The sequence below is a fragment of the Catellatospora paridis genome, from assembly GCF_009720365.1.
Lineage (GTDB): Bacteria > Actinomycetota > Actinomycetes > Mycobacteriales > Micromonosporaceae > Catellatospora > Catellatospora paridis.
In genome coordinates, this window is sequence record NZ_ML769313.1 from 366,241 (window position 1) to 388,170 (window position 21,930).

A 21,930-nucleotide genomic window follows, 5' to 3' on the forward strand; every position below is an offset into this window, starting at 1 on the left:
CGTGCACCATCCCATCCCTGACATCTATCTGGAGGCGTTCGCGCAGGAGAGCGCCGCGCTGTGGCAGCGGGTCGAGCAGGTGCGCGCCGCGGTCAAGGACGGCGACCTGGCGCTGGTACGCGAGCTGGGGCCGATCGTCCGCGAGCAGTTGCGCCGCGGCGACGACCGCGTCGGCGGCCACCTGGACCGCCGCATCCCGGACCTCGACCAGGCGTTCAGCGACGCTTACGACGAGGCGTTCCCGCTCGCCCCCGACGCGGACCTGCGTACGGTGCTGGACACGCCCTGGCCGACCGCGTCTCGCGGCGCTGCGCTGCGGGCGCTGCTGGGATGCCCCTCAGTCTGGGTCACCCCGCAGCTGGACGAGACGGCCGAGCGGTTCATCGCGGCCGGTGACGTCGCCGCGATGCGGGTGCTGGTGCTGACGCCGCTGGGGCGGCTGAACCGGCCCGCGGTGACCCGGCTGCTCGACGCCCTGCACGCCCACGACGCGCTCGACCAGGAACTGGTCGAGCATGCCTTCACCGTGGACCGCTGGCTGGGCTACACCATCGTGGGCCGTGATCCGGCGGGCGGTCCGCCGACTCCGCCCGCGCCGTGCGCCGACGCCGTGCGGCCGTACGTCGACGAGATGCTGTGGCGGATGACCTCGGCCGGGGTGCCCGACGACGAACTGCCGCAGGTGATCGTGCCGCGCGGGTTGCGGTTCATGCTGCGCGGGCTGGACTGGACGGGTGAGGACAAGACCGGCCGGCGGCTCGGCGCGGCCGAACTGACCGAAGCCGAGCTGGCCGAGCTGCTCGCACACCTGGCCGAGCGCCCGCCGGAGATCCGGCTGCGCGCCTTCCACCTGCGCCGCCCCGCGGGCGACGCGGAGGCCCTGCTGCCGCTGCTCGGGCTCGCTCCGGCGGCGGCGCTGCTGCGGCTGGTGGACCGGATCGAGGCGGGCGGGGTGGTCCGCCACGACCGCGAGCCGATCCTGGCGGCGGCCGCGGCGGCCGGACCCGACGCGACCGCCCGGCTGCTCGCGCAGACGCCATGCGAGCTGGTCAGCGCGGCCCTGGGGCGCAACCGAGCGGCGTTGCTCAAACGGGTCAAGCACAACGCCCTGGCGGGCATCTCCGCGTACGGCATGCTGCCGCTCGCCGAGGCCGAGACGCTGCTGGACCGGTACACGGCGCTGCGTGAGGTCGCCAAGCGCGGGCCGAAGCTCGGCCCGAGCCGGCGGCACAGCCACGCCGCCGCGGTCGAGGTCGCCCTGGAACACCTGGCGCAGGTCGCGGGCCTGCCCGACGCGAGCCGCCTGGAGACCGACTGCGAGGCGCGACTCGCCGACGACATCCCGCCGCCGTGGTCGGTCGGCGACCACACGGTCGCCGTGGTCATGGACGGTCCCGACCCGGTCATCACGGTGACGAGCAGTGACAGGACCCTCAAGAGCGTGCCCGCGGCGGTGCGCGCCGAGGCCCGCTACACGGCGAGCCGGGAATACCAGGACCTGCTGCGCGACCAGGCCCGGCGGCTGCGCACCGGCGTGATCGAACGGCTCGTCGCCACGGGCGCGGCGGTCGCCCCGGACGAGCTGGCCGCGCTGCGGCGGCTGCCCGCGGGCGCGTCGATGCTGCCCGCGCTGCTGTGGCGCGACCACACCGGCCGGGTCGGGCTGCTCGACGGCGTCGACACCACCGGCCCGGTCACCGCGGTGCACTCCCACGACCTGTACGCCGCAGGACAGCTCGCCCACTGGCAGGCCGAAGTGGTGCGCCGCCGCCTGCGCCAGCCCGTCAAGCAGGCGTTCCGCGAGCTGTACGTGCTGACGCCCGCCGAACGCGACGCGGTCGACGCCTCGCGGCGGTTCGCGGGTCACACCGTTTCCGGCCGGGTCGCCGGGCAGCTGCTGTCGGGGCGGGGCTGGCGCACCCACGACTACTACGCCGACCACCAGGCCACCCGGCCGGCGGGAGGCGGGCTGACGGCGGCCCTGCGCTGCGACTTCCACGGCTACTTCGGCATGGGCGACGTGGAGATCGGCGAGCTGCGCTTCCTGTCCGGACGCGACACCGTGCCGCTGGCCGACGTGCCGCCGATCGTGTTCTCCGAGGTCATGCGCGATCTCGACCTGGTCGTCTCGGTGGCGGGCACCGACCCGGCGCGGCTGGATTCACCGGCCCGCGCGCAGAGCCGCGCGCAGGTGCTCACCGCGCTCATCGAGGATCTCGGCCTGCGCCGGGTCATCGTCGAGGGCACGACCGCCGTGGTGCACGGCTCGCGGGCGGTGTACCGGGTGCACCTGACCAGTGGCAGCATCCACGTCGAGCCGGGCGGCTACCTGTGCGTGGTCCCGGACGGCTTCGGCGGCAAGCCGCACCGGCGGCTGTTCCTGCCGTTCGCCGACGACGATCCGATGACGAGCGTCGTGCTCAGCAAGGTGCTGCTGCTGGCCGAGGACGAGAAGATCACCGACCCCTCGATCCTGGCGCAGCTGGCGGTTCTCGGCTCGCGCTGAAAACGGCCGCCCCGGCGCATTCCGCCTGCCGGGGCCGTGGGCGCGGGCCTGGCCGGACATACCGCAGCCGGGCGACCGTGCGTGGTGCGGCGGTGAACGCCGGTTGTCCACCTGGTGACATGTCGCCTTTGCGCAGCCCGCACAGTGGTGACCTTGGACACGTTGCCGCTGAAGAATCCGATCAACTTCGCCGCGGCCAGCGGCGTTGATCGTGAGGAGCTGCACACGATGTGGTCACCCCTGGGCCGCGCCACCGCCGCCGGCGGTATGGCGGCCGTACTCACCTTCACCGTGGTCGCCACGGCGCAGCAGACCGCTGCCGCTGCGGCGTCCGCGCCCGACCGGACCGCGGCGACCCCGACGGCCGGTTCGCAGTCCGTCACGCTGATCACCGGTGACGTCGTCACCCTGAGCGACGTCGGCGGTGGCCGGCACACCGCCGCGGTGCGCCCCGCGGCCGGTCGTGAGCGGATCACCTTCCACACCGTGGAGGTGGACGGCGGGCTGCGGGTGATGCCGTCCGATGTGGTGCCATACGTGTCCTCCGGCGCGGTCGACGCCGACCTGTTCGACGTGGAGGAGCTGCTCGCCGCCGGCTACGGCGACGCGTCCGCGACCGGCCTGCCGCTGATCGTCCGGTATGCCGAGGGCGGCGCCAACGCCATGCGTACCAGCACCGGCGTCACCGCGGTGCGCGACCTGCCCAGCATCGGCGGCGCGGCACTGACCGCCGGCCGGGACGGGCTCGCCGGGTTCTGGCGGGCCACCGCGCCGACTGCGCCGATCGCGGCGGACACGGCGGCCGCCGCGTCCACCGCGGGCAGCGCGCGCACGCGTGGTGAGGCCGGACGCCTCGGCGGCGGCATCGCGCGGATCTGGCTCGACGGCCGCGTCAAGGCCGCGCTGGACCGCAGCGTGGCGCAGATCGGCGCGCCCGCGGCCTGGGCCGCCGGCTACGACGGCAAGGGCGTCGACGTCGCGATCCTCGACACCGGCGTCGACGCGAACCACCCCGACCTGGCCGGGCGGATCGGCGAGGCCCGCAACTTCACGGACAGCCCGGACGCGGTGGACCGGCACGGGCACGGCACCCACGTCGCCGCCACCGTCGGCGGCACCGGCGCCGCCTCGGGCGGCACCCGCAAGGGCGTCGCCCCTGCCGCGAACCTGCTGGTGGGCAAGGTGCTCAACGACGGCGGGTCCGGCTACGAGTCGTGGATCGTCGCGGGCATGGAATGGGCCGTCGAGTCCGGCGCCGAGGTCGTCAGCATGAGCCTGGGCGGCTCGGCCACCGACGGCCAGGATCCGATGAGCCTGGCCGTGGACCGGCTGACCGCCGCCAGCGGGACGCTGTTCGTCATCGCCGCGGGCAACGAGGGCAGCGAGTACAGCGTAGGCTCGCCCGGCGCTGCCGCCTCCGCGCTGACCGTCGGGGCCGTGGACCGCGACGACAACCTCGCCGACTTCTCCAGCCGCGGCCCGCGCCTCGGCGACGAAGGCCTCAAGCCCGAGATCACCGCCCCGGGCGTCGGCATCGTCGCGGCCCGCGCGGCCGGGACGTCGATGGGCACCGTGGTCGACGCGAACTACACGACCGCGTCGGGCACCTCGATGGCCACCCCGCACGTGGCGGGCGCGGCCGCGCTACTGGCCCAGGCCCACCCGGGCTGGAAGGCCGGGCAGCTGAAGAACGCCCTGGTCAGCACCGCCCGCGCCAATGCCGCGCTGACGGTGTTCCAGCAGGGCGCGGGCCGGGTCGACCTGTCCCGGGCCGTCGCGCAGACCGTGTACGGCACCGCCACCGCCGACTTCGGCCTGATCACCGTCGCGCCGTCGGCGCAGGCCGCGAGCCGTACGCTGACGTTCACCAACACCGGCAGCGCCGCGGTCACCCTCGACCTCAAGGTCGACGTGCGCAACCTCGACCGCGGCGTCGCGGAGGCCGACGCGCTGACCACCGGCGCGTCCCAGGTGACCGTCCCGGCGGGCGGCACCGCCGACGTCACCGCCACCCTCGACCCGGCCAAGCTGGACCGGGGCCGCCACAGCGGCGTCATCACCGCGACCGGCCCTGGCGGCATCGCCCTGCGCACCGCCGTCGGCGTCACCATGACCGGCCCGCGCCACAAGGTCACCCTGCGGGCGCTCGACCCGGCCGGAAACCCCGGCACCGCACCGGTCGTCATGCTGCACGGCGAGGACAGCCGCTCCGACACCCTCACCTGGCTCGTCGGCAACGACGGCACCGTCGAGGTCGAGGAGGGCACCTACCTGCTGCAGGGCCTCATCGAACACGGCGCGCCCCTCGACGAGCAGGTCACCCTGGTCACCGACCCGGAGCTGAAGGTCACCCGGGACATGACCGTCCTGCTCGACGCGCGCAAGGGCACCCCGATCCGCGTCGAGACGCCCAAGCCCGCCGAGCAGCAGGCGATCCTCAGCTACTACGTGCACCGGGTGCACGGCAACGGCCGCACCATCAGCCACGGTGTCATGCACTTCAGCACCGTGCAGCAGGTCAACGTCACCCCGACCAAGCCGGTCACGGCAGGCACGTACGAGTTCTCCTCCCGCTGGCAGCTGGCCGCGCCGATCGTGCAGGCCGAGGTCGACGGGGTCAAGGGACCGCTCGACATCAACCTGCTGCACCTGTCGCCCGGCTACGACGGCCCGCGGCGGCTGAAGCTGGTCCGGGCCGGCACCGGCACCGCGCAGCAGCTCGCGGCGGCACGCGTACGCGGCGCGGTCGCGCTGGTCGAGACCGCATCCGACCGCACCGAGCAGGACCAGATCGCGGCAGCGGCCGCCGCGGGCGCGGCGGCGATCATCATCGTGCGGCCCGCCGACTGGTCGGCATGGACGGTGTGGGAGCCGCAGGGCGAGCGGGAGCCGATCCCGGCCATGGTGGCCGCCTACGACGACGGGCAGAAGCTGCTGGCCCGAGCGATGCGGCCCGGCGCGACGATCGAACTGACCGTGACCACGGTCAGCCCCTACCTGTACGACGTCATGCACGTCGAGAAGGGCCGCATCCCACAGCAGATCGTGCACCGGGTCACCGCCGCCAACTCGATGCGCGTCGACACCCGCTACGCGCACAACGGCGGCGAGCCGTTCGCGCGGGAGCAGCGCTTCGGGTGGCGGCCGTGGCAGGACTACGCCTGGAACGACACGACCCGGTTCGTCGCCACGCCGTCCGTGCGCGAGGAGTGGGTGTCTGCCGGTGACTCGGTGTGGCAGCACCGGGTGCACCAGGAGTACCCGTGGGGCGGCTGGGGTCCGCTGGCCGGCGGTATCACCGACCAGCCGCGCAGCTACCGGCCGGGCCGTACGCAGGAGACGTGGTTCGGGCCCGTGGTCCGTCCGGCCGCGGTCAGTGGTCTGGTCTCCGCCCGCCGGGGCGACGTGCTGTCGCTGCGGGTGCCCGAGTTCGTCGACGCCGACGGCCACGCCGGATTCCGGGAGGGCGACCAGGTCGCGGCCAAGCTGTGGCGCGACGGCACACCGATCGCCGACCTGCCCCACGCCATGTCCGACGTGGAGGTCCCGGCCGGAGCGGCCGGCTACCGGCTCCAGCTCACCACCGCGCGGGCGACCACCGAGTGGGCGCGGGCGACCCACACTGACACGACCTGGGATTTCCGGTCCGCGACGGTGTCCGGCGACAAGGCAGCGCCGCTGCCGCTGCTGCAGGTCGACTACCAGGCGCCGGCCGGGCTCGAGGGCTCGGTCGCCGGACGGCCGCACACCGTCGGGATCGGGCTGCGCCACCAGGCGGGGCTGCCCGCGCCGCGGCACACGACGCTGGTCGTCGAGGTGTCGTTCAACGAGGGCACGAGCTGGCGCGCCGTGCGGGTGACGGGGCGCGGTGACGCGTACACCGCGCACATCCCGGCCGGTGCCGGCAACGTGTCGCTGCGGACCCGGGCCACCGACGGGGCGGGGAACACGGTCACCCAGACCGTCGTCCACGCGTACGACCTGCGCTAGCAGGACAGGATGGGCGTCCTCTGAGCGGGAGGGCGCCCATCCGGCGCGACGCGGCGTCGTCAACGTGGAGGGCCAGAGCCGTCACTCATACCCCATTGCCGGGATGATCTTGCCGAGTGCTTCTTCGACGAACTCGCGGGTTTCGTCGTCGAACTGGTTGTTGCGGTTCATCAGCTTGTGCGACTCAAACGTCGAACGGGTGGCGAAGTCGTCGACGTCGAGCCGTTCGAACAGGGCGCGGCGCTGCCCTGGCCAGTCGGCTGCGAGATCCTCTGCCTTCACCTCGATGTACCGCCTGCCCGTCAGATCGACCGTGTTCTTCCAGGTGAGCCATTGGTGGTAGACCGGCTTGAGGTAGGCGAGCGCCCCATCGACGGTGGACGGTGCCCATGGCTGGGCCAGGTGGGATGCGAGCACGGAGACCGGGTGACGCTTGATGTGCACGATCGTCGCCTCGGGGACCAGTTCCCAGAGGAACTCCATGCACAGCAGGTTGAACGGTGTCTTCTCGCACCAGGTCGGCTTGCCCGCGTCGGCGGCTGCTCCGCCGAACATGGTGTCGACCAGGTTCCGCAGGATGCCCAGCAGTTCGCCCCGGTCGCTGAAGAACCTGGGAACCACCCGCCGGCGGCTCAGCGGCTCGAACGGCCCGGCAGGCCGGTCGCCGTTCCCGAAGCCTTCCGCGGGCGCAGGTTCGTCAAATGTGTACGCGATCAACTGCGGCCAGAGCTGTTGCACCGCGTCCCGGTAGCGCTGCTCGCCGACCAGCTCGGGAACGGTTTTGCCGCGATCGTCGCGCCGGCCGGGCACCCGCACGGTGAGGAAGTCGCTCAACCGGTGCAGGGCGTCCTCACCGACGGTGGGATCGTATCGATCGGTGAGCGCGTCGGCCAGGTCACGCAGGCCACCCGGGTCGATGATGAACTTGGTCTCCATGGGAATCCGATGGATCAGCGGATGTTGGCCGATGATGTCGGCGATCCGTGACGTTCCCGAACGACCCGTACCAGCAACGAAGATCGGTGAGGCGGAAGGCATGGCGAGCAGTCAAACTCCCAGGCCGACGCCTGTGCAAGCCATTTATCCCCTTCACCCGTGCTACGGGACGGACCCGCCGCGCCGAGTGCGTGCCGGACGGCGGATAAGGTCGGCTCGACACGGCGTCCTTCGCGGAACCAGGACGGGGCAGGACATGGACCAGGGCACCCGCGACGAGCTGCTCGGCCGCCTGGCTGAGGCAGTCGGGTCCGTCACCGCCGCACACCCGACGCGGGTTGCCGTCGACGGACCGCCCGCCGCAGGCAAGACCACGCTCGCCGACGAACTGGCCGTCGTCTTGCGCGAACAGGGCCGCTGCGTCATCCGCGCGACGATCGACGATTTCCTCTTCCCCCGGGCACAGCGCTATCCGCGCGGCGAGTACTCGGCCGAAGGCTGCTATTTCGACGCCCACGACTACGACGCGCTGAACCGGGTTCTGCTCGATCCGCTCGGCCCGGGCGGAGATCGACGCTTCCAACACGCGGTCTACGACCACGCAGCGGATACTGCGCTGTCCCCGCCGATCACGACTGCCCCCGCCGACGCCGTGCTGGTCTTCGACGGCGTCTTCCTCATGCGCCCGGAACTGATCGATCGGTGGGAGCTGCGTGTCTTCGTGTCGACCGCGCTCGAGAAGACCGTGGATCGTGCCGTGATCCGAGAGCGCCAGGTGTCATCTCGGGCCGAAGTCGAACGGCGCTGGCGCGAGCGGTACATCCCCTCCCAGCAGTTCTACTTCGCTGCGGTCCGCCCGACCGATCATGTCGACATCATCGTGCACAACGACGAGCCCCGGCAGCCGGTCTGGGAGACCCGACCACACTGACCGCGTTCAATGCGGCACGACCGCACAGCGGCCGCGGCTCGATTCAACGCCCGATCTGCGCAGGTGCGGGTGTCGATTCGTCACCGACTGTCCGATGCTGCTGTTGTGTCGAGCCTCGCTGATCGGAGATCGAGGAAACGATCCTGCGCCTTGACGAGCTCCCTCGGCAGCGGTTGTCGCCGTGTCCCGTCAGAGTCCCGTGAGGAACAGCAGCCCCGCGATGACGAGGCCGCCTTCGACGAGGTGCACGAACACCTTGTCGCTGATCTTGCCGACGAGCCTCTTGCCGGCCCAGGCTCCGGCCAGGGTCGCGGGGATCAGGGCCACACCCAGCAGGAGTACCTGACCGGTGAGCAGGTCGCCGGCACCGTAGGCGGTGATCTTCGCGGCGTGCAGGGTCAGCGCGCACGCGGCCTCCGTGCCGAGGTAGGCGGCGCGGCGCAGGCCCTTGGCGAGGAAGAACGGTGCGGTGAGCGGGCCGACGGAGCCGAGCAGCGCGGAGCCGAATCCGGAAGCCGCCCCCACGGCGACGAACGCCCTGTCGGAGAGCGGCTTCGGGTGCGGATTCGCTCTCCGCCACACCACCACCGCCAGCAGGAAGACGCCCAGCAGTCGTTTGAGCGGGGACAGGGGCGCGTGCGCGAGGAGCAGCCCCGAGGTGACGGCCAGGGGCACCGCACCGATGGCGAATCGGCCGATCAGCTGCCGGTTCAGTTCGCGGCGGTGGAGCCAGACCCGCCCGGCATTGCTGGAAAACTGCACGATCGTGAGCGCCGGAACGGCGACCCGTAGTCCGAACAGGCCGGTGAACACCGGCAGCAGCAACACACCCCCGCCGAAGCCGGCGACTCCCGACAACAGCGCCAAGCTGAACGCGGCCGCTGAAGCCCACACCAGAGTCAGGACCACCGCCGCATCTGCCCCCCCCACGAACGAGACCGCGGCGATTCCACGATCAGCGCGCCACGCTGCCCCGACCATTGCAGATCATCATTGCCCCAGCAACGCCATTACCAGCTCCATGAGGAGTGAACCGACGGCGGAGCGGACGTCCTCGCATCGAGGCGTCCGCTCCGCGTTCGCGCGCTACGCCGTCACCCCGGCGACCGAGCCCGCGGCGGCCCGGTCCTTTGCGACGCGGTGGCGGCGGGTCGGGAGTCCGAGCATCGGGTTGGCCACGCCCCAGGCTGCGCCCTTGCAGATCATTTCCTTGTACGCGGCAGCGAGCCGCCCGGTCAGCACGGCCGACACGGCACGGTCGTCGGCGGTGACGTACTGGATCAGTCCTTCCTTGCGGCCCAGCGAGATGCACTGGTTGAAGTAGCGCAGGTGTGCGTCGGGGAGCTTGCCGCCGGTCAGGCGCGCGGCGATGGCGTCGGCGGCCTGCCATGCCATCGGGGTTCCCGAGGCGCACGACATCCGCAGCGGCTTGTCCCCGGCGCCCAACGCCATGGCCGCGTCGCCGACGGCGTACACGTCCGGGTGCGAGACCGAGCGCATGGTCCCGTCGACCACGATCTGGCCGGTGCCGGTGACCTCCAGGGCGGTCGCCTGCGCGATCGGGTGGACCGCGAAGCCGGTGGTCCACACGGTGACGGCGGCCGGGATGGCCCGGCCGTCGGCGGTGGCGACGTGATCGGCGGCGACGGCGGTGACGGCGGCGTGCTCGTACGCGGTGATCCCGAGCTTGCCGAAGACCTTGCCGAGGTGCTCGCGGCCCTTGGGGGAGAGCCAGTCGCCGAGGCCGCCGCGGGCGGCGAGCGCGACGCTGAGGTCGGGGCGGGCCTCGGCGATCTCGGTCGCGGCCTCCAGGCCGGTGAGGCCGCCGCCGACGACGAGCACGGTCTGCCCGGCGTCGAGGCGGGCCAGGCGCTCCCGCAGCCGGAGTGCTCCGGGGCGGCCGGCGACCTCGTAGGCGTGCTCGGCGGTCCCGGGCACGCCCTGGGCGTTCCAGCCGCTGCCGAGGGCGTAGACGAGCGTGTCGTAGGCGAGTTCGTCGGCGCCGTTCGCGTCGGTGACCGCGACGGTCTTGCGCTCGACGTCGACGCCGGTGACCCTCGCGAGCCGCAGTTGGACGCCGGTGCCCGCGAACATCTCGGTGAAAGGCCGGGGCTTGAGGTCCTGACCGACCGCGAGCTGGTGCATGCGGACGCGTTCGACGAAGTCGGGCTCGGGGTTGACCAGGGTGATGGCGACGTCGTCGCGGTGCAGCCGCTTGGCGAGGCGGCCGGCGGCGATCGCGCCGGTGTATCCGGCGCCGAGGACGATGATGCGGTGCTGCATGTTCCTACTCCTGTCCTTCGCGGGTTCGCCTCTTGAACCGGGCGGCCCGCCGTTTCCTGACAGGAAGCGGTGTGAAGCACCTCACGTGGCGGTCAGAACGCGTGGAAGAGGGGGCGGCCGTGGTCGGCGGCCGCCCACTGCGTGGTCGCGCGTGCCAGCTTGTCAGGGTTGACCTGGTTGCGGAACGCGGCGATGCCGTCGGCGGTGACCTCCAGGCACATGATGCCGACGACCCGGCCGTCCAGCACGGCCACGACGGCGGGGTCGCCGTTGGCGGTCCACGCGTGGACCTCGGGCGTGCCGCCGACCAGGGCGCGTTTGGCCGCGCCGGGTTTGAACAGGCCCCACAGGAACTTCGCGACCGCGACCGCCCCCTCGAACGCCTTGGCGCGGGCGGGGACCTTGCCGCCGCCGTCGCCGATCGCGACGGCGTCCGCGGTGAGCAGGCGTACGAGCGGCTCGGTCCGGCCGCTGGCCGCGGCCGCCAGGAACTCCTCGACGATCCGCCGGGCGGCGGCCCCGTCGATCTCCGTGCGGGCCTTGCCGTTCGCGACGTGCTGCTTGGCGCGGTGGAAGATCTGCTGGCTGCCGGCCTCGGTGAGGTCGAGGATCTCGGCGATCTCCCGGTGCGGGTAGTCGAACGCCTCCCGCAGCACGTACACCGCGCGCTCGTTGGGGGACAGGCGCTCCATGAGGGTGAGGACCGCGTACGAGACCGACTCGCGCTGCTCGGCCGTGTCGGCGGGGCCGAGCATCGGGTCGCCGCCGAGCAGCGGCTCGGGCAGCCACTCGCCCACGTAGGACTCGCGGCGCGCCCGCGCGGAGGTGAGCTGGTTGAGGCACAGGTTGGTGAGGACTCTCGTCAGCCAGGCCTCGGGGACCTCGATGCGGTCGACGTCGGTGGCCTGCCAGCGCAGGAACGTCTCCTGCACGGCGTCCTCCGCCTCCGCGGCGGAGCCGAGCAGGCGGTAGGCCACGGCCTCCAGGCGGGGTCTGGAGGCCTCGAACCGGTCGACGTCTTCCGCGGTCAACGGCATGGCCCGATCCTAGCCAGCGGCACGATGCGGCCGCCACGACGGGCACGGGCGGACCTGTCCGCCTCGCTTCAGAGCCAGCCGTGGCGGGCGGCGTGGTAGGCCAGGCCGGGGCGGGTGTCGACGCGGGCCAGCGCCATGAGCCGGTCGAGTCGGCGTTGGACGGTGCGGCGGCTGACGCCGAGCTGGGAGGCGATGGCCTTGTCGGGCAGGCCGCCGATCATCAGGGACAGCACGTACAGCTCGGCGTCGTCGGGGGCGTCGGGGGTCGCGGTGTCGGTCTCGCCGGGGGCGTGGACCGGGGTGGCCATGGCCCAGTAGGCGTCGAACAGCGCGGTGAGGGCGTTGAGCAGCTCGCTGGGGCCGATCACGGCGGCGGTGGTCTCGCCGGCGCCCGTCTCGCGGACCAGCGGGCAGATCGCGGTGGTGCGGTCGGCGATGGCGACCCGGATCGGCAGGCTCGGCAGGATCCGCGCCTGCTGCCCGAGCCGCACGCCGGCCAGCGCGTTGTCCAGGACGCCGGGGGACTGCAGGAACTCGCGGTCGTAGATCACCTGGTAGCGCACCCCTCGACGCAGCGCGTCCAGTTCGGCGGTGTTCTCGCCGCTGGGCAGCGCCACCGGGTTGGACCGGCAGAACCAGAGCATCTCCTCGCGGGCGCCGTCCTGCAACTGCTGCAACCGGTCGCGCAGCGCGCCGCCGCCGATGATCACCTCGACCAGGTGGTCGGCTTCCAACCGGCGCACCCCGGTCCGGTACTCGTCGTTCAGCTCGGCGACCAGCTGCCGGGCCCGTTCCAGGGCCTCGTGGCGGCGCAGCAGCAGGTTGCCGAGGGCGACGTCGGGCGGCAGGGGCCGGAACACGGCGTCCTCGCCGGGCTGCGCAGCAGCCAGGCCCCGGGCCTGTAGTGCGTGCAGCACCCGGGTCGCCTCGGCGAACGACAGGGTGGTGAGCGCGGCGAGTTCGTCGGGCCGGGCCCGGTCCAGTTTCACCAGGATGCGGTAGGCGTGTTCTTCCAGCGCGGGGAGCAACTCCAGCTCGTCAGGCATCGTGCGGGGCACCTCCGTTGTGCGGATCTTGCGGGTGGACCACCGTTACTGACCTTCGCGGGCGGCTCGCGGTTCCCTTACCCGAATCCGGACTTTCGGTGTGTTCCGGAACCGGGCGGCGGTCCAGGCATGGCATGCGCCGCGGGCGGGCAATACCCGGTGGTGTCGCGACGACGGGACGGCCGGTCCAGACTCGGGCCAACGAGGCGGTGCAGCACAAGCTGAACGTGATCGCCGACGGGCTGGCCGACCTGATGGAGGCCCACAGCGAGGACAAGGAGCAGCTGGGTCCAGGACATGGTGGAGCTGCGCGACGGGGTCGGCCTGGAGCACCGGGAGGGCACCCGCTGACGGTCAGGACCGCTCGCGGCGGGTCCAGGCCAGCAGCCCGTCCACCGGCCAGGTGTTGACCACCCGGTCCACCGGCACGCCGCACCGCGCGGCCCGCTCGCAGCCGAAGCGCAGCCAGTCCAGCTGGACGCCGTAGTGGGCGTCGGAGTCGATGGCGAACAGGCAACCCGCCTCGACGGCCAGCCGCAGCAGCCGCTTGGGCGGGTCCAGCCGGTCCGGCCGGGAGTTGATCTCGACGGCGACGCCGCGGTCCGCGCACGCGGCGAAGACGACCTCGGCGTCGAAGGCGCTCTCCGGCCTGGTCTCGGTGGCGGTGCCGCCGCCGGCGCGCCGCAGCACACGGCCGGTGCAGTGGCCCAGGATGTCGGTGTGCGGGTCGGCGACGGCGGCGAGCATCCGCGGGGTCATCACCTCGGTCGGCGCGCGCAGCTTGCTGTGCACGCTGGCCACCACGACGTCGAGGCGGCCGAGCAGCTCGTCGGTCTGGTCCAGCGACCCGTCGTCGAGGATGTCGACCTCGATGCCGGACAGCAGGCGGAAGCCGTCGCCGTAACCGGCGTTGAGGCGTTCGACCTCGGCCAGTTGCTGCTCCAGGCGCTGTGCGGTGAGGCCGCGGGCGACGGTGAGGCGGGGCGGCGCAGATAGACGGGTTCCTCCCCGGCCAGGGACTCGGCCACGCAGCGGGCGGTCACCTCGCCCAGGCCGGGCAGCTTGGCCAGGGTGCCCTGGGCAGCGCGGTCGGCCAGTTCGGCCGGGTCGGTGCCGGCGACGGTCTGCGCGGCGCGGCGAAAAGCCCGGATGCGGTAGCCGGCCTCCCCAGCGCGCTCCAGCTCGACGGCGATGGCCAGCAGGTCGGCGGCGGCGTCCCGGGTCACCCCCGAGTTGTACCCCGTCGTATCGGACATGTCACATCCTTGCGGCCCGCTGAGCGTACGCAATCAAGATCATGGAACGCTGCCCGGCTCGGTCCTGGCTAACATTGCTGATCCTCGCTGGCCCCAGCGGGGCAGGCCGCACCGCCGCGGCCTCGTGCCACCCCGAATGAGGTAGTCGTGACCGCAGGCCTGGCCCCCGTCATCGCCGCCACCACCCACTGGCTGACCCGGGCGTACCCCTCCGACGGCGGGCCTGCCCAGGCGGCCCGCCTGCTCGCGCAGGCGCGCCAGGCCGCCACCGTGGCCGCCTGGCTGCGCTACCCGACGTCGGTGGATGCCGGGCTGCTGGCGATGGTCGGCACGGGCGGCTCCGGCGGGCTGGACCGGGTCATGCGCCGGGACGAGCACGTCGAGGACGACGCCAACGACCGCATCTGGCGGGGCTGGGTCGACGAGGTCGTCGCCAGCTGGGCGTCCTGCCTGCTGTCCGACCCGCGCCTGGCCGCCGACGCGGTCGCCGCGACCGCCGACTGCGAGCACGCCGAGGCCGGTCCGCGGGACTTCGGCCGCCTCACCGCGCCCGACGCCGAGGACAGCCGCGCCGCCGCCCTGCTGCGCCACCCGGACCTGGTCGCCCCCGTCGCGAACATGCACCGCGCGAACCTGATCGAGCGCCTGCGCCTCGACCCGGTCGAGGTCGGCTGACCGCCGGCTCCATGAGTCGGGATGCCTGGCTGCTGCCGCGGCGTGGTGGACCGACCCGGTGATCGCCCGGACGCGGGCGGTGTGTCCTTGGCGATCGCTCGGTGTCCGTACCATCGCCTCATGGATGCGCGGACTGCGGAATCATTGCGGGATTACGCCGAACGCGCGACGCGGGAACTGATGGGCCTCGGCGGCAAGGCGGCGCTGGCCGACCTCGATCGGCGCTATGACGCGGTGCGGGCCGCCATACGCTGGTTCCTCGACGAGGGTCGCACGGACGAGGCCCTTCGGCTCGGATCGTCACTGGCTCCGTTCTGGATGGCGAACAAGCTTCTCGCCGACGGATCGGCGTGCCTTGAGGAGGCGCTCGCGGCCCCGGGAGGTATCGCCGCCGTGCGTGGCCGGGCCTACTTCGAGCAAGGTCTGCTGGTCTTCTGGGCGGGCGATGACGGCCAAGCGGCGTCGCTTCATCGCCAGGCGCTGACGATCGGGCGGGACGCGGGCGACGCGAACGTCACCGCCCTGGCCCTGACCGGCCTGGCGAGGATCGCATTGCGCTCGGATGTCGACGAAGCCCGCCGGTTGTGTCGCGAGGCGCTCGCCGTCAGCGACGGTGCGGAGGATCGCACCGGCCGATCGGGCGCCCTGCATGTCATGGGAGTCGCCGCGCAGATGGCAGGCGACTTCGCGGCGGCGCGCACACTCATGAACGAGCGGATCGCCCTGGCCAGACAGGCCGGAAACCTGGCGGCCGTCAGCGCAGAGTGCAGCAACCTCAGCATGGTGGAGCGCCAGCTCGGCAACCTCGAGGTGGCGCAAGGGCTGGCACACGAGGCCCTGGAGATCACCTACAGGCGCGGCGACGACTGGGCCATGCCGTACAACGTCAATGGTCTGGCGGCGATAGCCACCGACCGGGGGGAGTTCGAGCGCGCGGCGACCCTGCTGGGAGCCGCCGAGTCCATGATGGAAGCCGCCGGCGCGCAGTGGCCTCCCGACGAACGACCACACTACGACCGGATGCTCGTCGTATTGCCGGCCGAGATGGGCGCAGCACCCTTCAAGAAGGCCCGCGCCACGGGCCGGGGCATGGCGCCGGGCAGCGCGGTGGCCTTCGCTTTCGGAACCGCAGGCGCGTGAGGCGACTCGTCGGCTCGATCAGTTTGACATGTTTCAACCTGGGGTACCCGGAATGTCATGCGGGCTCGGTCGGCCAGATTTGATCGACCTGGTTCGCCAACCGGAGTCGGGCCCAACCGGGGCCGGCAGGTCACCCGAGGGAGCAAGAGATGGCCACGCTGCTGTGGATTCTCGCGGTCGTGCTAGTGGTCGCGGGTATCTTCGCCCTGATTCGCAGGGAGATCCTCTGGGGCATCGTGCTGATCGTCGTCGGCCTGCTGGTAGGCCCCGGAGGCGTCAGCATCTTCACGTGATCCCGTTCCGCTCGAATCGGACCATTTAATGGCGTTTAGCCCGATCTGAGCGGGGAATGCGGTGTGAGCACGGAAAGCCACGTGGAGCTGTTCAGTCGACGGCATGGGCGCGCAGCTGCTCCATGACGGCCGGGGCAGGCCAGTCGCCGACCTGGTAGCGAGCCGGCGCGAGCAGCGGCTCGGGCGTCAGCTCGACGAGCCGGGCGACCTCGCGCCACGGCACGCGGCCCCAGGCCTCGCCGTCGCGGACGAAGGAGATGAAGTCGGCCTCCGGCAGCAGCGAGGTGATGCCGTCGGTCCAGGTGGTGACGGTGATCGCGGGCTCGTCGGGGCGGGCCGCGGCGATGAGTGCGGCAACGAACACGTCGATGTCGTGCTCGGCGTACTGGGCGGACAGCCAGCGGGTCTGCGCGCCGTACTCGTTGTGGGCGAGCACGACCGCAGCCCGTCGTGCGGGCACGTGGTCGGGGTGGCCGGGCGGCGGCGCGTACGAGGTGACCCGGCCGCGCTCGTCGGCGATGTAGCCGACCGGCGAGATCCCGCGGGTCGCCTCGTTGAACTCGTTCTCGATGAGGGAGAACAGGCCCGGCATGCCGCCCTCGCCGATCGGGCACAGCAGCACCGTGTTGACGTCGGGCACGAACGCGACGACCTGGGCCTGCATCGCCTCGCTGATCCCGGCGAGCCAGCCGGGCGCCAGCAGTAGCGAGGTGAAGTAGCCGTCACCGGTGTCGACCATGCGGATCAGCGCGCCGGCGTCCGGCCAGGCGCGGCTCAGCGAGCGCTCGGCGATGCGCTGCAGGTTCTCGCGGGCCGCGGCGAAGACCTCGTCGGCGGTGACCTTCCAGTCGTCGAGCCGGGGCGGGGTCACGTAGGCCATGGACTCGGGACGGTCGACGACGACCAGCTCGCGCAGGTGCGGCAGGGCCGCTCGGGACAGCGGCGGCACCATGCCCATCGGGCCGCCCTGCCCGAAGGTCGCCGCGCGCAGCACCGGCCGCAGCCGCGGGCGCACCTGCTCCCAGGTCTCGTCCTCGTGCGGGGTCATGATGATGCGCACGAGCTGGGTGATCCGGGCGTGCCGGGCGGACGCCCCGGCGCCCTCGCACTCGGCGAAGACGTTCGCAAGGTAGATCCACACCGGGCCGGTGGCGGCGTCACGCCAGGCCGCGATGGCGAACCTGCCCGCGTCGTAGCTCGCCCGCCGGACCCCCGGAGCCTGCCGGGTGATCCTGAGCGCCTCGGCCGCGAACCTGTCCCGGGGCGATCCGAACAACCTTCCCAGCAATCCCATGGCGGCCAACGTAGTGGATGGCCGTCGGCCGCGTGGGGTCGGCCAGGTCAGGTCGGCCTGGACTCCCGATGCGGCTGCGCCGACGGGGCAGTCTCGTGCTGCGACCGAGCCGGGGCGGCGTCCCGAGCCTCATGCTCGCGGAACATCCGGTCGATGCGGGGGTCGGGAACCACCCACATGATCACGACAGTGACGAAGCAGGCCAGCGCGATCCATACGCCGAGATGGCCGCCGATGACCAGGGCGCTGAGGATGCCGACGACGTCGAGCACCAGGGAGATCTTGCCCTTGCGGTCGTCGCCGACGGCCCGGCGCAGCGGTGAGTGCGGTCCCTGCTGCCGGATGATCACGGTCTGGAGCACGACGTAGGCGAGTGCCGAGGCGAGCAGGTTCAGTCCATAGACGACGACCGGGGTCTGCTCGAACCCGGATTCGTCCACCCAGGCCGTCGTGAACGGGAACAGCGACAGGCAGAACAGCAGCGCCAGGTTCGCCCACTGCACGCCGCCACTGACCCGCTGCACCAGGTGGAACATGTGGTGGTGGCTGTTCCAGTAGATGCCCACGTAGACGAAGCTGAGCAGGTACGTCAGCAGCCCGGTGCCGCTCGAGTGGAGGAAGGCCGAGAGGTCGTGGCCCTCCGGCACCTTCAGCTCCAGCACCATGATCGTGATGATGATGGCGAGCACGCCGTCACTGAACGCCTCCAGCCGACTGGCTTTCACCGCGCTACCGCCCTTCTTGCCGCTGTCGCCGGGTGGAGGGGGTGAGGCCTCGGGGAGGGAACCTCACCCCCGGATCGGGTTACGCCGCGTCCACGGCCTCGATGATCGACGCCGTCACGGCGTCGGGCTGGGAGACGCTGATCGCGTGGGACGCACCGGGAACCTCCCGGATGCCCTTGGCGCCCGCCCGGTTCGCCATGAAGTGCTGCAGGGCGGCCGGGATGCACAGGTCGGCGTCGCTGAAGACGAACCACGGCGGGATCGACGACCATGCGGGCGCGTCCGTCGGCAGCCCCGTGGTGAGGGCGATCTCCGTGACGGGGCGCTGCGTCGCGCACATGACGGCGGCCCGCGCGGGCGCCACGTCGGCGGCGAACTGGTGGTGGAAGGCGTCGGGTCGGATGGCGAGCTCCTGGCCGCCGGACGCGACCGGGTAGGCGGTCAGCGCCTGGCCGAGGGTGCTGCCCGGGAACCTGGTCGACAGCTCGAACGCGGACTCGCCCGTGTCGGGCGCGAAGGCGCACACGTAGACCAGGCCGGCGACCTTGTCGTTGCGGGAGGCGGCCTCGGTGATGACCATGCCACCGTACGAGTGGCCGACGAGCACCACCGGCCCGTCGATAGTCGCGATCACGTCGCGGACGTAGGCGGCGTCGCCCGACACGCTGCGCAGCGGGTTGGCGATCGCGACGACGTCGATCGAGCGTTCCTGCAACCGCTGGACCACCCCGGCCCAGCTCGCGGACTCGGCGAAGGCGCCGTGCACGAGGACGACCGTCGGCTTGTGGTCGGTCATGTTGTTCTCCAGTTCGTAAGGTTTGCCCTGCTCGAACAGCTAAGACAGAGCAGCCGCGGAGCCTGTGACGGCCGGTGAGCTACGTCACTATCCGCAGTTGTCACCTCACGGAAAGTCGATGTCAGAGTGCATCGGTAACAGACGGTGATGGCGCGCGAGGGTCGGCGAGCATGTGCACATGCGGGTGAATGAGGCGAACACGTCGCATGTCGTAGTCGAACAACTACGCAGCGTCAGATAGTGTGACCGGGCTCTGACAACCCGGATCCACAAGGAGTGTGTATGAAGACTCGCATCGGTGCGCGCCGCTGGGCCACGGCGCTGCTGGCCCTGCCACTGCTCGCCATCATCGCCGCGGTGGCTCCCGGATCCGCGTCCGCGGGACCCGACGGCGGCGGCGGCCATCGGGACCAGCGTGATTACTGGGGTGTGATCGCCCGCAACACGATCGGTTCCCCCGTCGCCGAGCTGCGCAACGGCCCGTTCACCAGGTTCAACGCGACCGGCACGCTGGTGCGTCCGCCGTACGGCCAGGGCAGCCTCGGCATCGAGGTGGCCAACGACTCCACCACCCTCAGCCCGTCCAGCGAGAAGGTCGACTTCGGCAACGAGGTCGACTTCTTCGGCAAGCCCGTGGCGGACCTGACCCGGGTCGGCTTCCACGTGTTCCAGACGGGCGAGAACATCTCGTACGGCGGCACGACGGTGAACATGCCGAACATCCGGTTCGAGATCAACCCGAATCTGGCCGCGAACACGACCACGTACTCCTCGCTGGTGTGGGTGCCGGACGAGTCCCCCACGCCGAACGGCTGGAGCCCGTTCCTCGACGCCACCCTGACCGGCAGGTGGTTCCTCACCGGTGCCGCGGGCACCGTGACCGGCTGCAACCAGACCACCCTGTGCACCTTCGCCGCCGTGCAGACCGCGCTCGCGGACGGCGGTGCCCCGGCGACCATCTACACCGCCGCGGTGGGCAAGGGCCGGGACTTCATCTGGGTCGGCGCCGTCGACGGCCTGCGGATCAACGACACCATCTACGACTTCGAGGAGTCGGGCGTCAAGACCATCCGGCCCCGTCCGGGTGCCTGACCTGTAGACACACGAGGCGTGGCCCGCCCCCCCCCCCCCCCCCCCCCCCCCGCCTCCGCCGTCCTATTAGGGGGCGGGTTCAGGGTTCACGCCGATGCGGCGGTCCCGTGGGCGGACCTAACGTGGCGGACATCGGCCGACGTCGTCCGTCCAATGCCGTCTCACGGTTGGGGACCTCCATGCGAGCGATCGTGCACACCGCCTACGGTTCCCCCGACGTCCTGCGCCTGGCCGAGGTGGACATTCCCGTGCCCGGCCACCGCGACGTCCTCGTCAAGGTCGTCGCGACGACCGTCACCGCGGCCGAGTGCGCGATGCGGCGCGGCGAGCCCCGCTGGGGCCGGGTGGTCCTCGGGTTCACCCGGCCGCGCCGGCGGATGCGCCGGCTCGGCATGGAACTGGCCGGCGAGGTCGCCGCAGTGGGCGCGGAGGTGACCCGTTTCCGGCCCGGCGACCGTGTCTTCGGCTTCACCGGCTTCGGGCTGGGCGCGTACGCCGACTACAAGTGCATGCCGGAGCAGCGCTCGCTCGCGGTCATGCCCGCGAACGTGACCTTCGAGCAGGCCGCCGCCGCGGTCGACGGGGCGACCACCGCGCTGTTCTTCCTGCGAGACCTGGCTCGGGTGCGGCCGGGCCAGCGGGTGCTGGTCGTCGGCGCGTCCGGCAGCGTCGGCACGTACGCGGTCCAGCTGGCCAAGCACCTCGGCGCGCACGTCACCGGGGTGTGCGGCACCCGCAACACCGCACTGGTCGCCGAGCTCGGCGCGGACCACGTCATCGACTACACGAAGGATGACTTCACGGCCAACGGCGAGCGCTACGACGTCGTCTTCGACACGGTCGGGCGGAGCTCCTTCGGCGCCAGCCGGGCGTCCCTCACCGCTCGGGGCTGCTACGCCCCGACGACGGGTCTGCGCAACGTTCCGCTGACCTGGCTGACCAGGCTGTCCGGTGGCCGCCGCGTCGTCGGCGGCATGTCCGTGGACAAGACCGCACTGCTGGCCTACGTGCGCGACCTCATCGAGCAGGACCGGCTGCGGATCGTCATCGACCGGACCTATCCGCTGGAGCAGATCGCCCAGGCGCATCGCTACGTCGACACCGGCCACAAGACCGGCAACGTCGTCATCACCGTCGGCAGCGCCGAAGCTAGTTGATCAGTATTACGGTATACAGTTATCGTATGAACAGAGAACAGGTGGACCGCACCTCGATCAGCCTGCCTGTGGACCTGGCCGAATACGCCCGCGCCAAGGGCAACGGCAACACCTCGGCATACCTGGCGAGCCTGATCGAGAAGGACCGCCGCCTCGACCGGATCAAGGCGATGCTGGTCGAGCACGGATACGCCGGCGACCAGGCGATCACCGACGACGGCGTGGCGGCCATGCGCGACCGCCTGCACCGGGTGCGCCGGGAGCGGGCCAACCGCCGCCAGCAGGCCGCGTGAACATCACCGTCGTGCTGGACGCCTCCGCGCTGCGCGCCTACGCCCGGCTGGACAGCGTGTCCGTGGGGGAGTTGCTGCAGACGGTCGCCGAGGACGGCGACCTGGCGGGGATACCGGTCCTCGCCCTGGTCGACCTGTGGCCCGACCTCGGCAAGGAGGAGCAGAACCTGGTCACCGACCTGATCGGGCGCGCGGACAGCCCGGTGCAGGTGCTGCCGATGCACACCGACCTGGTCCCCGCGGTGGCCGCCTCGGCCCGCACGCTCGGGCACGGCCCGGCCCACGCCGTCGCCGTCGTCCAGGACCTCGGCGCGACTCTGGCGACCTTCCACCCGGACCGCTACACCGGCATCCTCGACCCCTACGACGTGCTCGAACTGTCGTAGTCCACGAACGACGGGCGCCCGAATGGAAATTGTCGGGCGGCGACGGTAATTTCACCGCGCCGCCGGAGCCGACCTTGGCCGGTGGAACCGCCGT

General features: G+C 71.9%; 18 protein-coding genes and 1 pseudogene. 10 read left to right on the plus strand and 9 right to left on the minus strand.

All coding sequences use genetic code 11. From position 1 onward, the window contains the following. Position 1: 1 nt before the first annotated feature. The gene (locus F9C41_RS06585) at positions 2-2,506 is read left to right on the plus strand and encodes a DUF4132 domain-containing protein (protein WP_155385755.1); all 2,505 of its coding nucleotides are present in this window, start codon (positions 2-4) and stop codon (positions 2,504-2,506) included. Between the two features lie 153 nt (positions 2,507-2,659). Next, positions 2,660-6,496: a S8 family serine peptidase gene (locus tag F9C41_RS06590; protein ID WP_230689371.1), complete on the plus strand. Its 3,837-nt coding sequence runs from the start codon at positions 2,660-2,662 to the stop codon at positions 6,494-6,496. 81 nt (positions 6,497-6,577) lie between these two features. Here F9C41_RS06590 and F9C41_RS06595 read toward each other — a convergent pair whose 3' ends face one another. After that, entirely contained in the window at positions 6,578-7,534 is a 957-nt protein-coding gene (locus F9C41_RS06595; RefSeq protein ID WP_230689372.1) for a sulfotransferase family protein, read from the minus strand. Between the two features lie 154 nt (positions 7,535-7,688). Between F9C41_RS06595 and F9C41_RS06600 the strand changes: the two genes are divergently transcribed. Next, positions 7,689-8,363 carry a nucleoside/nucleotide kinase family protein gene (locus F9C41_RS06600; protein ID WP_155385756.1) on the plus strand — a complete coding sequence of 225 codons (675 nt, stop codon included), beginning with the start codon at positions 7,689-7,691 and terminating at the stop codon, positions 8,361-8,363. Positions 8,364-8,552: 189 nt separating this feature from the next. Here the strand turns inward: F9C41_RS06600 and F9C41_RS06605 are convergent, their stop codons facing one another. The 5 genes and pseudogenes from F9C41_RS06605 to F9C41_RS06625 all read right to left on the minus strand — a co-directional run bounded on the left by F9C41_RS06605 (position 8,553) and on the right by F9C41_RS06625 (position 13,985). Further along, positions 8,553-9,344, minus strand: coding sequence for a sulfite exporter TauE/SafE family protein (locus F9C41_RS06605; RefSeq protein WP_155385757.1), 792 nt, complete (start codon positions 9,342-9,344; stop codon positions 8,553-8,555). 105 nt (positions 9,345-9,449) lie between these two features. Beyond that, the gene (locus F9C41_RS06610) at positions 9,450-10,646 is read right to left on the minus strand and encodes an NAD(P)/FAD-dependent oxidoreductase (protein WP_155385758.1); all 1,197 of its coding nucleotides are present in this window, start codon (positions 10,644-10,646) and stop codon (positions 9,450-9,452) included. A gap of 92 nt (positions 10,647-10,738) precedes the next feature. Further along, positions 10,739-11,683 carry an RNA polymerase sigma factor SigJ gene (sigJ, locus tag F9C41_RS06615; protein WP_155385759.1) on the minus strand — a complete coding sequence of 315 codons (945 nt, stop codon included), beginning with the start codon at positions 11,681-11,683 and terminating at the stop codon, positions 10,739-10,741. Positions 11,684-11,751: 68 nt separating this feature from the next. Beyond that, positions 11,752-12,729 carry an HTH domain-containing protein gene (locus tag F9C41_RS06620; protein ID WP_155385760.1) on the minus strand — a complete coding sequence of 326 codons (978 nt, stop codon included), beginning with the start codon at positions 12,727-12,729 and terminating at the stop codon, positions 11,752-11,754. 354 nt (positions 12,730-13,083) lie between these two features. Continuing rightward, positions 13,084-13,985: pseudogene (locus tag F9C41_RS06625) on the minus strand (PHP domain-containing protein). Positions 13,986-14,132: 147 nt separating this feature from the next. Here F9C41_RS06625 and F9C41_RS06630 point away from each other — a divergent pair. The 3 genes from F9C41_RS06630 (at position 14,133) to F9C41_RS40585 (ending at position 16,093) form a co-directional block, all read left to right on the plus strand. After that, positions 14,133-14,660 carry a hypothetical protein gene (locus tag F9C41_RS06630; protein ID WP_155385761.1) on the plus strand — a complete coding sequence of 176 codons (528 nt, stop codon included), beginning with the start codon at positions 14,133-14,135 and terminating at the stop codon, positions 14,658-14,660. A 120-nt stretch (positions 14,661-14,780) separates the two neighbouring features. Continuing rightward, complete coding sequence (locus F9C41_RS06635; protein ID WP_155385762.1) at positions 14,781-15,800, plus strand: tetratricopeptide repeat protein; 1,020 nt, start codon at positions 14,781-14,783, stop codon at positions 15,798-15,800. Between the two features lie 149 nt (positions 15,801-15,949). Then, positions 15,950-16,093, plus strand: a complete 144-nt coding sequence (locus F9C41_RS40585; RefSeq protein WP_170213354.1) for a GPGG-motif small membrane protein — start codon at positions 15,950-15,952, stop codon at positions 16,091-16,093. 91 nt (positions 16,094-16,184) lie between these two features. Here the strand turns inward: F9C41_RS40585 and F9C41_RS06640 are convergent, their stop codons facing one another. From F9C41_RS06640 to F9C41_RS06650, 3 genes are all read right to left on the minus strand, one after another. Further along, positions 16,185-17,387, minus strand: coding sequence for a DUF1444 domain-containing protein (locus F9C41_RS06640; protein ID WP_155385763.1), 1,203 nt, complete (start codon positions 17,385-17,387; stop codon positions 16,185-16,187). Positions 17,388-17,434: 47 nt separating this feature from the next. Then, positions 17,435-18,112 carry a TMEM175 family protein gene (locus tag F9C41_RS06645; protein ID WP_155385764.1) on the minus strand — a complete coding sequence of 226 codons (678 nt, stop codon included), beginning with the start codon at positions 18,110-18,112 and terminating at the stop codon, positions 17,435-17,437. Positions 18,113-18,191: 79 nt separating this feature from the next. Next, complete coding sequence (locus F9C41_RS06650) at positions 18,192-18,908, minus strand: alpha/beta fold hydrolase (protein ID WP_155385765.1); 717 nt, start codon at positions 18,906-18,908, stop codon at positions 18,192-18,194. 282 nt (positions 18,909-19,190) lie between these two features. On the opposite strand from F9C41_RS06650, the gene F9C41_RS06655 reads away from it, so the two are divergent. From F9C41_RS06655 to F9C41_RS06670, 4 genes are all read left to right on the plus strand, one after another. After that, positions 19,191-20,000: a hypothetical protein gene (locus F9C41_RS06655; RefSeq protein WP_230689373.1), complete on the plus strand. Its 810-nt coding sequence runs from the start codon at positions 19,191-19,193 to the stop codon at positions 19,998-20,000. Between the two features lie 179 nt (positions 20,001-20,179). Continuing rightward, the gene (locus tag F9C41_RS06660; protein WP_155385766.1) at positions 20,180-21,157 is read left to right on the plus strand and encodes an NAD(P)-dependent alcohol dehydrogenase; all 978 of its coding nucleotides are present in this window, start codon (positions 20,180-20,182) and stop codon (positions 21,155-21,157) included. A 26-nt stretch (positions 21,158-21,183) separates the two neighbouring features. Continuing rightward, positions 21,184-21,450: a CopG family transcriptional regulator gene (locus F9C41_RS06665; protein ID WP_144127589.1), complete on the plus strand. Its 267-nt coding sequence runs from the start codon at positions 21,184-21,186 to the stop codon at positions 21,448-21,450. Further along, complete coding sequence (locus tag F9C41_RS06670; RefSeq protein WP_155385767.1) at positions 21,447-21,836, plus strand: hypothetical protein; 390 nt, start codon at positions 21,447-21,449, stop codon at positions 21,834-21,836. The genes F9C41_RS06665 and F9C41_RS06670 overlap by 4 nt, the downstream gene beginning before the upstream one ends. Positions 21,837-21,930 lie beyond the last annotated feature (94 nt).

Coding starts and splice junctions, on each gene's coding strand:
- F9C41_RS06595 (WP_230689372.1), bottom strand. CDS start 7,534: ATGCCTTCCGCCTCACCGATCTTCGTTGCTGGTACGGGTCGTTCGGGA.
- F9C41_RS06600 (WP_155385756.1), top strand. CDS start 7,689: ATGGACCAGGGCACCCGCGACGAGCTGCTCGGCCGCCTGGCTGAGGCA.
- F9C41_RS06605 (WP_155385757.1), bottom strand. CDS start 9,344: ATGGTCGGGGCAGCGTGGCGCGCTGATCGTGGAATCGCCGCGGTCTCG.
- F9C41_RS06610 (WP_155385758.1), bottom strand. CDS start 10,646: ATGCAGCACCGCATCATCGTCCTCGGCGCCGGATACACCGGCGCGATC.
- sigJ (WP_155385759.1), bottom strand. CDS start 11,683: ATGCCGTTGACCGCGGAAGACGTCGACCGGTTCGAGGCCTCCAGACCC.
- F9C41_RS06620 (WP_155385760.1), bottom strand. CDS start 12,729: ATGCCTGACGAGCTGGAGTTGCTCCCCGCGCTGGAAGAACACGCCTAC.
- F9C41_RS06635 (WP_155385762.1), top strand. CDS start 14,781: ATGGATGCGCGGACTGCGGAATCATTGCGGGATTACGCCGAACGCGCG.
- F9C41_RS40585 (WP_170213354.1), top strand. CDS start 15,950: ATGGCCACGCTGCTGTGGATTCTCGCGGTCGTGCTAGTGGTCGCGGGT.
- F9C41_RS06640 (WP_155385763.1), bottom strand. CDS start 17,387: ATGGGATTGCTGGGAAGGTTGTTCGGATCGCCCCGGGACAGGTTCGCG.
- F9C41_RS06650 (WP_155385765.1), bottom strand. CDS start 18,908: ATGACCGACCACAAGCCGACGGTCGTCCTCGTGCACGGCGCCTTCGCC.
- F9C41_RS06655 (WP_230689373.1), top strand. CDS start 19,191: ATGAAGACTCGCATCGGTGCGCGCCGCTGGGCCACGGCGCTGCTGGCC.
- F9C41_RS06660 (WP_155385766.1), top strand. CDS start 20,180: ATGCGAGCGATCGTGCACACCGCCTACGGTTCCCCCGACGTCCTGCGC.
- F9C41_RS06665 (WP_144127589.1), top strand. CDS start 21,184: ATGAACAGAGAACAGGTGGACCGCACCTCGATCAGCCTGCCTGTGGAC.